The organism is Pseudomonas sp. TE21435, from assembly GCF_056279265.1.
This window is the reverse complement of the sequence record NZ_JBWBQZ010000001.1, coordinates 2,867,755-2,879,721: the sequence shown is the minus strand read 5'-3', so window position 1 is coordinate 2,879,721 and position 11,967 is coordinate 2,867,755. Positions and strand designations below refer to the sequence as shown.

The 11,967-nt window shown below is 65.0% G+C and carries 13 protein-coding genes; 9 read left to right on the top strand and 4 right to left on the bottom strand.

The genetic code is table 11. From position 1 onward, the window contains the following. Nucleotides 1–103 precede the first annotated feature (103 nt). Nucleotides 104–1,111 (top strand): RNA polymerase sigma factor RpoS, encoded by a 1,008-nt coding sequence (gene rpoS, locus ACZ9C1_RS12965; RefSeq protein WP_011535249.1) that lies wholly within the window; start codon nt 104–106, stop codon nt 1,109–1,111. Between the two features lie 132 nt (nt 1,112–1,243). Here rpoS and lptF read toward each other — a convergent pair whose 3' ends face one another. From lptF to ACZ9C1_RS12950, 3 genes are all read right to left on the bottom strand, one after another. Continuing rightward, complete coding sequence (lptF, locus tag ACZ9C1_RS12960) at nt 1,244–2,032, bottom strand: lipotoxin F family OmpA-related lipoprotein LptF (RefSeq protein WP_139669215.1); 789 nt, start codon at nt 2,030–2,032, stop codon at nt 1,244–1,246. Nucleotides 2,033–2,081: 49 nt separating this feature from the next. Further along, nucleotides 2,082–2,495 carry a DUF4398 domain-containing protein gene (locus tag ACZ9C1_RS12955; RefSeq protein WP_046854413.1) on the bottom strand — a complete coding sequence of 138 codons (414 nt, stop codon included), beginning with the start codon at nt 2,493–2,495 and terminating at the stop codon, nt 2,082–2,084. Between the two features lie 255 nt (nt 2,496–2,750). Further along, nucleotides 2,751–3,095, bottom strand: coding sequence for a pilin assembly protein (locus ACZ9C1_RS12950; RefSeq protein WP_102684070.1), 345 nt, complete (start codon nt 3,093–3,095; stop codon nt 2,751–2,753). Between the two features lie 143 nt (nt 3,096–3,238). Here ACZ9C1_RS12950 and ppc point away from each other — a divergent pair, with 143 nt between their 5' ends. The 7 genes from ppc to ACZ9C1_RS12915 all read left to right on the top strand — a co-directional run bounded on the left by ppc (nt 3,239) and on the right by ACZ9C1_RS12915 (nt 10,385). Continuing rightward, the gene (ppc, locus tag ACZ9C1_RS12945; RefSeq protein ID WP_277501776.1) at nt 3,239–5,866 is read left to right on the top strand and encodes a phosphoenolpyruvate carboxylase; all 2,628 of its coding nucleotides are present in this window, start codon (nt 3,239–3,241) and stop codon (nt 5,864–5,866) included. Between the two features lie 258 nt (nt 5,867–6,124). Further along, nucleotides 6,125–6,775: an adenylate kinase gene (gene adk / locus ACZ9C1_RS12940; protein ID WP_023632584.1), complete on the top strand. Its 651-nt coding sequence runs from the start codon at nt 6,125–6,127 to the stop codon at nt 6,773–6,775. Between the two features lie 89 nt (nt 6,776–6,864). After that, the gene (gene tsaB, locus ACZ9C1_RS12935; protein ID WP_102684073.1) at nt 6,865–7,539 is read left to right on the top strand and encodes a tRNA (adenosine(37)-N6)-threonylcarbamoyltransferase complex dimerization subunit type 1 TsaB; all 675 of its coding nucleotides are present in this window, start codon (nt 6,865–6,867) and stop codon (nt 7,537–7,539) included. A 132-nt stretch (nt 7,540–7,671) separates the two neighbouring features. Next, nucleotides 7,672–7,962, top strand: a complete 291-nt coding sequence (locus tag ACZ9C1_RS12930) for a hypothetical protein (RefSeq protein WP_038707592.1) — start codon at nt 7,672–7,674, stop codon at nt 7,960–7,962. 3 nt (nt 7,963–7,965) lie between these two features. Then, a complete protein-coding gene (locus tag ACZ9C1_RS12925) occupies nt 7,966–8,835 on the top strand; it encodes a DUF72 domain-containing protein (RefSeq protein WP_110701908.1) in 870 nt (289 codons plus the stop codon). A gap of 23 nt (nt 8,836–8,858) precedes the next feature. Then, nucleotides 8,859–9,689, top strand: coding sequence for an isocitrate lyase/PEP mutase family protein (locus ACZ9C1_RS12920; protein WP_277501772.1), 831 nt, complete (start codon nt 8,859–8,861; stop codon nt 9,687–9,689). A 6-nt stretch (nt 9,690–9,695) separates the two neighbouring features. Next, complete coding sequence (locus ACZ9C1_RS12915) at nt 9,696–10,385, top strand: extensin-like domain-containing protein (RefSeq protein WP_277501771.1); 690 nt, start codon at nt 9,696–9,698, stop codon at nt 10,383–10,385. A 3-nt stretch (nt 10,386–10,388) separates the two neighbouring features. Here ACZ9C1_RS12915 and ACZ9C1_RS12910 read toward each other — a convergent pair whose 3' ends face one another. Beyond that, nucleotides 10,389–11,009 (bottom strand): hypothetical protein, encoded by a 621-nt coding sequence (locus tag ACZ9C1_RS12910; RefSeq protein WP_046854420.1) that lies wholly within the window; start codon nt 11,007–11,009, stop codon nt 10,389–10,391. 96 nt (nt 11,010–11,105) lie between these two features. Between ACZ9C1_RS12910 and ACZ9C1_RS12905 the strand changes: the two genes are divergently transcribed. After that, nucleotides 11,106–11,888 carry a class I SAM-dependent methyltransferase gene (locus tag ACZ9C1_RS12905; RefSeq protein WP_038706674.1) on the top strand — a complete coding sequence of 261 codons (783 nt, stop codon included), beginning with the start codon at nt 11,106–11,108 and terminating at the stop codon, nt 11,886–11,888. Nucleotides 11,889–11,967: the final 79 nt, after the last annotated feature.

Below are 11,967 nucleotides of genomic sequence, written 5' to 3'. Positions count from 1 at the left end.
ATTGTCCCGGCCTGTTCCTTGGATGTAGAGGGGACAGGCTCCAGCGCTGCCATGGAAGGGTGACGCTCGAGTCTGAGTTCGAACTCAGCAAAGGACTATAACAATGGCTCTCAGTAAAGAAGTGCCGGAGTTTGACATCGACGATGACCTGCTTCTGATGGAGACGGGCATCGTTTTGGAAACGGATGTGGTGTCAGACGAACCTGCTGTACCTTCGGTTCGGACCAAGTCGAAACAGGGCGCGTCGCTCAAGCAGCACAAGTACATCGACTACAGTCGGGCACTTGACGCGACCCAACTGTATCTCAACGAAATCGGCTTCTCGCCTCTGCTTTCGCCAGAGGAAGAAGTGCATTTCGCGCGCCTGTCGCAAAAAGGCGACCCTGCCGGGCGCAAGCGCATGATCGAAAGCAACCTGCGCCTGGTGGTCAAGATTGCCCGCCGTTACGTCAATCGTGGCCTGTCGCTGCTCGACCTGATCGAGGAAGGCAACCTGGGCCTGATCCGTGCGGTGGAGAAGTTCGATCCTGAACGCGGTTTCCGCTTCTCGACCTACGCGACCTGGTGGATCCGCCAGACCATCGAGCGGGCGATCATGAACCAGACCCGCACCATCCGCCTGCCCATTCACGTGGTCAAGGAACTCAACGTCTACCTGCGCGCCGCCCGCGAGCTTACGCAAAAGCTCGACCACGAGCCGTCGCCTGAGGAGATCGCCAGCCTGCTGGAGAAGCCAGTGGCCGAGGTCAAGCGCATGCTCGGCCTGAACGAGCGGGTGTCCTCGGTGGATGTTTCGCTGGGGCCCGACTCTGACAAGACGCTGCTCGACACCCTCACCGATGACCGTCCCACCGACCCATGCGAACTGCTGCAGGATGATGACCTGTCGCAGAGCATCGACCAGTGGCTGGGCGAGTTGACCGACAAGCAGCGTGAGGTGGTGGTTCGGCGTTTCGGCCTGCGTGGGCATGAAAGCAGTACCCTGGAGGATGTCGGGCTGGAGATCGGCCTGACCCGTGAGCGGGTGCGGCAGATCCAGGTCGAAGGCCTGAAGCGCCTGCGCGAGATTCTCGAGAAGAATGGCTTGTCCAGCGAGTCGCTGTTCCAGTAGTCACTGACGTGCGCCAGGCAAACGCCCCGACTTTGTTCGGGGCGTTTGCGTAAGTGGCTTGGCGAACGCTTTGATCGATACGAACGAAAAACCCCGCCATCAAGGCGGGGTTTTCGTTCAGCTAGCAACGGTTTACTGGATCTGGCTGACCGAACGTGGCGCCACCGGTTGGTTGTCGTTGGAGATGGTCACTTCCACCCGACGGTTCTGCGCACGGCCCGAGTTGCTGCCGTTGTCCGCTACCGGATACTCCTTGCCATAACCCTGGGCGACGATGCGCGCAGGGTCCACGCCGGCACGCACCAGTGCCATGCGCACCGCGGCGGCGCGACGTTCGGAGAGGGTCTGGTTGTAGTTGGCCGAACCGACGCTGTCGGTGTAGCCCTCGACGATCACCTTGCGCTCAGGGTTTTCCTGGAGGAACTGCGCCAGTTTGGTGACGTTGGGGTAGGCGCTGCTCTTGAGCTCGGCCTTGTTGAAGTCGAACAGTACATCGCCGAAGGTCACCAGGGTGCCACGGTCGGTCTGCTTGGCGTTGAGGCTGTCCTGCAGTTTCTTGATCTGCGCATCGCGGGCGTCAAGTTTGGCCTGGGCGCGTTGTGCCGCGGCGTTTTTCAGTTCACCTTCCGCGGTGCGCAGCGCGATGGTCTGCTTGGCCACTTCGACGCGTTGATTGGTGAGGTAGGCGAGCTGGTCGACCTTCTTCTCATCCTCGCGATCCATGTAGGCCTTGTCGGCCTTGTTCAGCCAGTCCTGGGCGTCCTTGGTCTCGAGCGCGGCCACCTTGCTCGACTGCGGATCGCTCTGCAGGGCGGAGAAATTGGTGCGGGCCGACTCGAGGTTGGCGTTAGGGTCGTGGGAGCAGGCGGCAAGGCCGACGCTCAGGGCCAGCAGGGCGGGAATCATGACGTAGTTGCGCATAGTGTTCATCCTTTGATCTTTAAACGAAGGCTATAGAGGCAGGGCAGGCTTATTCAGCGCTGCGCAGGCCTTCCTCACGTACGTCCTGGACGCCCTGGCGGGCATCCTGCACGGCCTTCTGGGCCTTGGCCGCCTGGGCTTTGCGCTCGGCAAGGCGGGCGTCCCATTCGGCCTGCTCGGCCAGCAGCTTGGCATCGTCATACTTCTTGTCGTGCATGGCGATTTCGGCCTTCTTGAACTTGTCCTGGGCAGCCTTCATTTCCACTGCTGCGAACTCGGTGCCACCGGCGCTGACTGCCGAGTTGACCGCCGATTGGGTCACAGCGTACTGCTCGGTAGGCGGCTTGCCCGCGCAGCCGGCCAGCACCAGGCTGCTGCCCAGGGCCAGCGCGGCCAGCTTGAGCCCGCGCAGATGAGTGGAGGAAGGTTGTGCGATGCGGGTCTTCATGGTGGTCAACTCCATTGGGTCACTCCTGTTAAACGACGATGCCACGCAGTGACAATCGCTGTTCCCCTGTTGCCAGCGTCGGGCGCAAAGGCCCGTGTTTACAGGGTTTTGCCGTGATGGCTATTGGCTGTGACCGAAGCGGTTTTTGAATAGTTCAGAAAAATTTGCACGCTAAAGGTATTTTTTTCTGACTAATCAGTCAGCGGATTTCGCCTGGAACTTCCGCTGCAAATGACGGTATGCCGGGCGGTGCCCGGCACCCGCAAGGGCTCAGTGCGAGGGGTCTTTCCGTACCCGGCCAAGGGCCTGCAGATGGCGCCTGGAAAGGGCCAGGAAGCGCGGCGTAGGGCCGATGTCCTCGTACAACGGGTCGCCTTCCTCATCGGTGGCGATCACCTGCTGGCCCTTGACGTAGGGGAAGCTGGCCTCGAGCTCTTCCAGTGCCGCCGCCACCAGCTCGCCCAGGAGTTCCTCGGGGCTGCGCTTGGGGTACATGTCGATCAGCGCGGCCAGGCGCGCTTCTGCTTCCATGTCCAGGTGCAGGACATGGCCGGTGGGGCTCAGGCGGCCGGCGGCGTTCTGTTCCCAGTGCTGGGCGAGTTGGCGAATTTTCATGATGACCTCTGTCAAAGCCTGGAGTGGCATTGCTTCGGATGACCTGTGTTTACTTTAGTTGCTTTGGCGGCTCGCGGCTTGCCAGGGGCGGGCGCGAGTGGGCACTCTTGGGCGCATGCGGTTTCCTGGAGTGGAGAAGGCTGATGAGTGATATCGATCTGCGCTTGCGCGAGGATGTGCACCTTTTGGGAGAACTGCTTGGCGAGACCATCCGCCAGCAGCATGGCGAGGCGTTCCTGCAGAAGATCGAGGACATCCGCCACAGCGCCAAGGCCGACCGGCGCGAGGCGGGCGAGCAACTGAGCTCGACCCTGGGCGATCTGGCCGAGGAGGACCTGCTGCCGGTGGCGCGGGCGTTCAACCAGTTCCTCAACCTGGCCAACATCGCCGAGCAGTACCAGCTGATCCGCCGCCGTGACGCCGGCCAGCCCGAACCGTTCGAGGCCCGCGTGCTCCCCGAATTGCTGGCGCGCCTGAAGGCGGCTGGCCATGGCAACGATGAGCTGGCCCGGCAACTGGGCAAGTTGCACATCGAGCTGGTGCTTACCGCGCACCCCACCGAGGTGGCCCGGCGTACGTTGATCCAGAAGTACGACGCCATTGCCGCGCAGCTGGCCGCGCAGGACCACCGCGACCTCATCCCCGCCGAGCGCCAGCAGGTGCGCGAGCGCCTGCGCCGGTTGATCGCCGAGTCCTGGCACACCGAGGAAATCCGCAGGACCCGGCCGACGCCGGTGGACGAGGCCAAGTGGGGCTTCGCGGTGATCGAGCATTCATTGTGGCAGGCGGTGCCCAACCACCTGCGCAAGGTCGACACGGCACTGTTCGAGGCGACCGGGCTGCACCTGCCACTGGAGGCGGCGCCGGTTCGCTTTGCTTCCTGGATGGGCGGTGATCGTGACGGCAACCCCAATGTCACGGCGGCGGTAACCCGCGAAGTGCTGCTGCTGGCGCGCTGGATGGCCGCCGACCTGTTCCTGCGTGATATCGACTACCTGGCCGCCGAGCTGTCCATGCAGCAGGCCAGCGCCGCACTCAAGGAAAAGGTCGGGGACAGCGCCGAACCTTACCGGGCGCTGCTCAAGCAGTTGCGCGACCGCCTGCGTGCCACCCGCGCCTGGGCCCACGCCTCATTGGCCGCGACGCAGCCGGCCAGCGCGGCGGTGCTGGTGGACAATCGCGACCTTATCGCGCCGTTGGAGCTGTGCTACCAGTCGCTGCATGAGTGCGGCATGGGCGTGATTGCCGACGGCCCGTTGCTCGACTGCCTGCGCCGGGCGGTGACGTTTGGTCTGTTCCTGGTGCGCCTGGATGTGCGTCAGGACGCTGCCCGCCATCGCGATGCGCTGTCGGAAATCACCGACTACCTCGGGCTCGGCCGCTATGCCGAGTGGGACGAAGAGCGACGCATCACCTTCCTCCAGACCGAGCTGAAGAATCGCCGCCCGTTGCTGCAGGCGCACTTCCAGCCCCAGGCTGATACCGCCGAAGTACTCGCCACCTGCCGCGAAATCGCCGCGGCCCCGGCGGCGTCGCTGGGTTCGTACGTGATATCCATGGCCGGCGCGGCGTCCGACGTGCTGGCGGTGCAGCTGTTGCTCAAAGAGGCCGGGTTGACCCGGTCGATGCGCGTGGTACCCCTGTTCGAGACCCTGGCCGACCTGGACAACGCAGGCCCGGTCATGGAGCGCCTGCTCGGGCTGCCGGGCTATCGCGCCGGGCTGCAGGGCCCGCAAGAGGTGATGATCGGCTATTCCGACTCGGCCAAGGATGCCGGCACCACGGCGGCGGCCTGGGCCCAGTACCGTGCTCAGGAAAACCTGGTGCGCATCTGCCGTGAACACCAGGTCGAGCTGCTGCTGTTCCATGGCCGCGGTGGCACGGTGGGACGTGGCGGTGGCCCTGCTCACGCGGCGATCCTGTCGCAGCCGCCGGGCTCGGTGGGCGGGCGTTTTCGCACCACCGAACAGGGCGAGATGATCCGTTTCAAGTTCGGTCTGCCGGGCATCGCCGAGCAGAACCTCAATCTTTATCTGGCCGCGGTGCTGGAGGCGACCCTGTTGCCACCGCCGCCGCCTGAGCCGGCCTGGCGCGCACTGATGGACCAGCTGGCCGCCGACGGCGTCAAGGCCTACCGCGCCGTGGTGCGCGAGAATCCGGACTTCGTCGAGTACTTCCGCCAGTCCACCCCCGAGCAGGAGCTTGGCCGGCTGCCGCTGGGCAGCCGCCCGGCCAAGCGCCGCGCCGGCGGCATCGAAAGCCTGAGGGCGATCCCTTGGATCTTCGGCTGGACCCAGACACGGCTGATGCTGCCGGCCTGGCTCGGCTGGGAGACCGCGCTGAACAATGCCCTGGCACGCGGGCAGGGGACGCTGCTGGCGCAGATGCGCGAACAATGGCCGTTCTTCCGTACCCGCATCGACATGCTGGAGATGGTCCTGGCCAAGGCCGATGCGCAGATCGCCGAGGCCTACGACGAACGTCTGGTGCAACCCGAACTGCTGCCGTTGGGCGCGCACCTGCGCGACCTATTGTCGCAGTCGTGCCAAGTGGTACTGGGTCTGACCGGGCAGTCGGTGCTACTGGCGCACAGCCCGGAAACCCTGGAATTCATCCGCCTGCGCAACACCTACCTGGACCCGTTGCACCGCCTGCAAGCCGAGTTGCTGGCACGCTCGCGCAGCCGTGAAGCCGCTCTGGACAGCCCGTTGGAACAGGCCTTGCTGGTGACGGTGGCCGGGATCGCGGCCGGGTTGCGCAACACCGGCTGAGTTAGGCCGAGGGTAGGCGCGGTGAGTGGCAGGGCTGGCCGTGGCCGCTCCTTCCATGGCCGGTTGCGCCCGGCGCAACCTGTCCCCCGGCAAGCTGCAAGTGGCGCATTCCTGCCACTTTGGGACGCTTGTCGGGGGGGCGGGCGCTGTGTATCTTGAGCAGCCTTTTGACCGATTTTGCGGTCTCGACCGATTTTTCCGGAGTTGGCCTTGTGCGCCGAATCCGTTGATTTGCATAAAAAATATGAGGAGCACAAGATGCGCGTAATTCTGCTGGGAGCTCCCGGGGCCGGTAAAGGTACTCAGGCAAAGTTCATCACCGAGAAGTTCGGTATTCCCCAGATCTCCACCGGTGACATGCTGCGTGCCGCCGTCAAGGCCGGTACCCCACTGGGCCTGGAGCTGAAAAAGGTCATGGATGCCGGCCAGCTGGTCTCCGACGAGCTGATCATCAGCCTGGTCAAGGAGCGCATCGCGCAGGCTGACTGCGCCAACGGCTGCCTGTTCGACGGCTTCCCGCGCACCATCCCGCAGGCTGAAGCCATGGTCGCTGCCGGCGTCGACATCGACGCCGTGGTCGAAATCGCCGTGGACGACGAAGAAATCGTCGGCCGCATGGCTGGCCGCCGCGTGCACCTGGCATCCGGCCGCACCTACCACATCCAGTACAACCCACCGAAAGTGGAAGGCAAGGACGACGTCACCGGCGAAGACCTGATCCAGCGCGATGACGACAAGGAAGAAACCGTGCGTCACCGCCTGTCGGTCTACCACAGCCAGACCAAGCCGCTGGTGGACTTCTACCAGAAGCTGTCGGCCGCCAACGCCGGCAAGCCGAAGTACAGCCACATCGAAGGCGTCGGTTCGGTCGAATCGATCACCGCCAAGGTACTGGCAGCCCTGAGCTGATCCGTCACCGTGCGTCACGACGGCCCGCTTGCGGGCCGTTGTCGTTTATACTGCCGCTCTTTTCCCCTGTCGCCTGGATACCTCGCTCGATGACCACCCTGCTGGCCCTGGATACCGCTACCGAAGCCTGTTCCGTCGCCCTGTTGCATGACGGCAAGGTGACCAGCCATTACGAGGTCATCCCGCGCATGCACGCGCAGAAACTGCTGCCGATGATCAAGCAGTTGCTGGCCGAATCGGGCGTGGCGCTGAGCGCGCTGGATGCCATCGCCTTTGGCCGTGGCCCGGGCGCTTTCACTGGCGTGCGTATCGCCATCGGCGTGGTCCAGGGCCTGGCTTTCGCCCTCGAACGCCCGGTACTGCCAACGTCCAACCTGGCGGCCCTGGCGCAGGGCGCCTTGCGTGAGCGTGGCGTGCAGCAGGTGGCCGCGGCCATCGACGCGCGCATGGACGAGGTGTACTGGGGTTGTTACCGCGCCGAACAGGGCGAGATGCGCCTGATCGGCCAGGAGGCGGTACTGCCGCCAGAGCGCGTGGCCCTGCCGCAAGGCCCGGGCGAGGCATGGTTCGGTGCCGGTACCGGCTGGGGCTACGCCGAGCGCCTGGCCGTGCAGGTTTCTGCCAGCGATGCGGCCGCGTTGCCTAGCGCCCTGGATATCCTCACTCTGGCCGGCTTTGCCTGGGCACGGGGCGAGGCGGTGGTCGCCGAACAGGCGCAACCGGTCTACCTGCGCGATAATGTGGCTACGCCCAAGGCGCGTTGAAGGCATTTCGTCGGCTATCGCCGTTCACGATAAAACCTTTTGCGCGAACTGTGGTCCAGTTATCAGTTCGGGCATTAGCGAAGGATTCCTGATGCTGCTAAATTGCCATCATTGATCCTGAGTGCCTTTGTCATGCGTATCGACGGCTTCTCCTCACAGAGCTACCCCATCAAGCGTGCGCCACGCAAGGCGCCAGCGCGTGACGAAGCCATCGACGAAGCCGATGCCGAGATCATCGAGGACATCGACGCGCAGATCAGCCGCGCCAGCCGTCGCGGCGAGAACCTGCCCGCCCGGCAGCAGGACCTGATCTTCCCCCGCGCCCGCAACCGCCGAACCTCCACCGCCCTGGCCAGCTACCTGACCACCGCCGGCTTCACCGACTGGGAGATGGAAGTGCTGGGGCTGGACCTGTACATTTGATGGATGACGCCATCACCCCTCCCTTATTTCCTCGGTTGCCCGTCCTGGGCTGAAAACGCCTGGCGCGAGTACCTCTATCCCGCCGACGCCCGTAGCGGCGAGTTCCTCGGGCTCTACAGCCAGGTATTCAACGCCGTTGAAGGCAATACCACCTTCTATGCCCGTCCCGCGCCGGCGACCGTCGAGCGTTGGGCGCAGATCATGCCGTCGGGGTTTCGCTTCACGGCCAAGTTTCCGGGCGATGTAAGCCATGCCGGCGACCTGCGCGAACAACTCGATGCGGCCGTCGATTTCACCCGGCTGATGGCGCCCCTGGGCGAGCGCGTTGCGCCGTACTGGCTGCAGTTGCCGGCAATGTTCGGCCCGTCGCGCCTGGGCGAGCTGGCGTATTTTCTTGATGAGATCGGCGTGCCCCTGGCGGTGGAGGTGCGCAACGATGCCTTCTTCGCCCGGGGCGAGGAGGAGCGTCAGCTCAATCGCCTGCTGCATGAACGTGGAGTCGAGCGTATCTGTCTGGATCCGCGTGCGTTGTTCAGTTGCACCTCGCGCGAGCCCGCGGTGCTCCATGCCCAGGCCAAGAAGCCCAAGGTGCCGCCGCGCCCAGCGGCCTTCAGCCAGTCTCCGCAGGTGCGTTTCATCGGTCACCCGCAGCTCGAGGCCAACGAGGCGTTCCTCACGCCGTGGATCGACAAGGTCGCTGCATGGATCGAAGAGGGCCGCAGCCCCTACGTGTTCCTGCATACTTCCGACAATCGCCTGGCGGCGGCGCTGGCCCAGCGTTTTCACCAGCGGCTGATGGCTCGCCTGCCGGGCCTTGCAGCGCTGCCTGAATTGCCCCGCGCCCCTGAGGTCGAACAACTGGGGTTACTTTGATCTGATTGCCGGGAGGTTGAACCATGGATGTGCAAACCCTGCGAGCCGAAGCCTTCAAGGCGCTGCATGAGCAAGATGGCGCGTTCGTCATCCCCAACCCGTGGGATGCCGGCTCCGCCCGGCTGTTGGCTAGCCTGGGATATGAAGCGCTGGCCACGACCAGCGCGGGGCTGGCGTTCAGCATGGGGCGGCCGGATGCCGAGGGCGCGCTGACGCTCGAGGAAACCCTGGGCAACGCCCAGGCGATCGTCGATGCCACCCCATTGCCGGTGGCGGCGGACCTGGAAAACGGCTTCGGCGATTTGCCCGAGGACTGCGCACAGACCCTTCTGCGCGCCGCCGAGGCGGGGCTGGTGGGTGGTTCGATCGAAGATGCCAGCGGCCGCGCCGAAGCGCCGATCTACGACTTCGACTTGTCCGTGGCGCGTGTACGCGCCGCCGTGCAGGCTGCCCGCAGCCTGCCGTTCCCCTTCACCCTTTGCGCGCGCGCCGAGAACCTGCTGCACGGGCGTCTCGACCTGGATGACACCATTCGCAGGCTGCAAGCCTATGCCGAGGCCGGCGCCGATGTGCTGTATGCCCCGGGGCTGCGCAGCGTCGATGAGATCCGTGCGGTGGTGCAGGCCGTGGCGCCAAGGCCGGTGAACGTGCTGATGGGCATGGCGGGCGTGCCCTTGAGCGTGAATCAGTTGCAAGACCTGGGCGTCAAGCGCATCAGTGTCGGCTCATCGCTGGCGCGTGCCGCCCTGGGCGCTCTGCAGCGGGCCGCGCTGGAGATCCGTGAGCAGGGCACTTTCAGTTATGGCGAGCAGGCGTTGCCATTCGCTCAGCTCAATGACTTGTTCCGTCGCTGAGGCCGCATGAGCAAAACGTTGACCGTACTGGCCAGCCTGCTGCTGGCCGTGCTTGTTGCCTGGTGGCTCGGTTGGCGCCCGGCGGATGCTTGGAACCCTTGGGCGGTGCTGGACGTGCGGCAGCCGCCGAACCTGCTGACACCCTACAAGCTGTCGCGCCTGCGCGCCGACCCCGAGCTGTGCCGTCAGGCGTTGCAGACCTCGTCATTGCGCTATCGGCAGCAAAGCGACAGCCCGGTGACGGCCAACTGCCCGTTGCGCAACGTCTGGCGCGTCGAAGGCGGTCAGGCGCGGCTCAGCAGCAGCTTCCTCGCCAGTTGCCCGCTGGCCGTGGCCTATGCGCTGTTCGAGGTGCATGGGTTGCAACCGGCGGCGCAGCGGGTGTTCGGCCAGCCAGTGACCCAGGTTGATCACCTGGGCAGCTTTGCCTGCCGCAACGTCTACCATCGCAAGCAAGGGCGGCTCAGCCAGCATGCCAGCGCCAATGCCCTGGATATCAGTGGTTTTCGCCTGCAGGACGGCCAGCGTATCGTGTTGGCGCGGGACTGGCAGGGAGATGGGCGCAAGGCGGACTTCCTGCGCCAGGTGCAGGAGGCGGCGTGCGCAAGCTTCAGCACGGTGCTGGGGCCGGACTACAACGCCGCCCACCACAATCACTTCCATGCGGACATGGGCTTCTGGCAGATCTGCCGCTGAGGTTCAGGCGTGCAGGCGCACGTTGTTCAGCACTACCGGGCGCGCCCAGTGGATATCGAACTCCAGGTCGTTCTGCTGCTTGGCCAGCGTGCTGTCGTCGAAGGGCTCGGGCGCAGGGTCGAGCAGGCCGGTCTCGAACTCGGCGATGGGCAGGAACAGCGGGCGTGGCGTTGGGCCAGGGCCGGGCTCGGCGATGGGGTGGCCCTGGCTCATGACCACTGGACGCACCCAGCTGTTGTCGATGTCGAGCTGGCGTTGCTGCTCGATCAACTCGACGGTGTCGAAGGGCTCGGGGGCAGGGGGCAGCAGTTTGGCCTCGAGTTCCGCCTTGGGCAGGAACAGCGGCTCGGGTGGTGCCACCTCGGTGTCGTGAACCGGCAGGGCGCGCTGGGCATCGATCAGGGCCAGGGCACGGGCGCCGCCGATCGGTTCGCCGCTCTCCTGGTCGCACTGCATCAGCGCCTGGCTGAAACCGTCGACTTCGCCTTCCTGTTGCTCTGCCATGGCGCGGGCAAAGAAATCCTGCCACAGGTGGCTGACGCCACCCAGTGCCTGGGTATTCTGTCGACCGTAGTTGCCGACGGGCGACAAGTAGGTCAAGCCAATGGGAAGAGTGTCTGACATGGCAGTCGCGGGCGTTGTGCTCTGGCAGAATAGCGGGATATTGCCTGTATCGGCTCTGGCCGGGGTTACATTAATTTTTTTCGAGTGCGCGAATCGATGTTAGAGCAACAACAGGCGGCGGGTATCAGGGTCGAGGCGTTGGCCGCGCAATTCCAGGCGCAGGCCGAGGCATGGGCGCAGCGACTGGGCTTGCCGCTGGTTGACGAGGCGGCGGAGTTTGCCGTGCAACTGGGCGCCGAGGGCTTGCAGATCCAGCAACTGGGGCCGCAGGCGCCCGGGCCTGTGCGGGTGGATTTCGTCGAGGGGCAGGCGGCGCATCGAAGGCTGTACGGCGGTGGCAACGGGCAGATGATCGCCAAGGCGGTCGGCATCGCCCAAGGCGTGCGGCCGCGGGTACTCGATGCCACGGCGGGGCTGGGCAAGGACGCGTTCGTGCTGGCCAGCCTGGGCTGCGAGATGACCCTGATCGAGCGCCAGCCGTTGATTGCCGCGCTGCTGGAAGACGGTTTGGCGCGGGCGCGGGGGGATGCCGAAATCGGCCCGATCGTCGCGCGCATGCAACTGCTGACGGGCAATGCCATCGAGCGCATGCGTGCGTGGGAGGGGGAGGCGCCGCAGGTGATCTACCTTGATCCGATGTTCCCGCATCGCGACAAGAGCGCGCTGGTGAAGAAGGAGATGCGGGTGTTCAGGCCGCTGGTCGGCGATGACCTCGATGCGCCTGCCCTGCTCGAGGCCGCCCTGGCGCTGGCCACCCACCGGGTGGTGGTCAAGCGGCCGCGCAAGGCGCCGATCATCGAGGGGGGCAAGCCTTCTCACAGCCTCGAGGGCAAATCCAGCCGGTACGATATCTATCCCAAGAAGGCGCTGAAGGGGTGAATGTCGGTCGTTGATTCAATCTGTGGGCAGTGGTGGCCCTTGCGCCCGGCGATACCGCCCGGCGGGTCTGCCGCCGTGG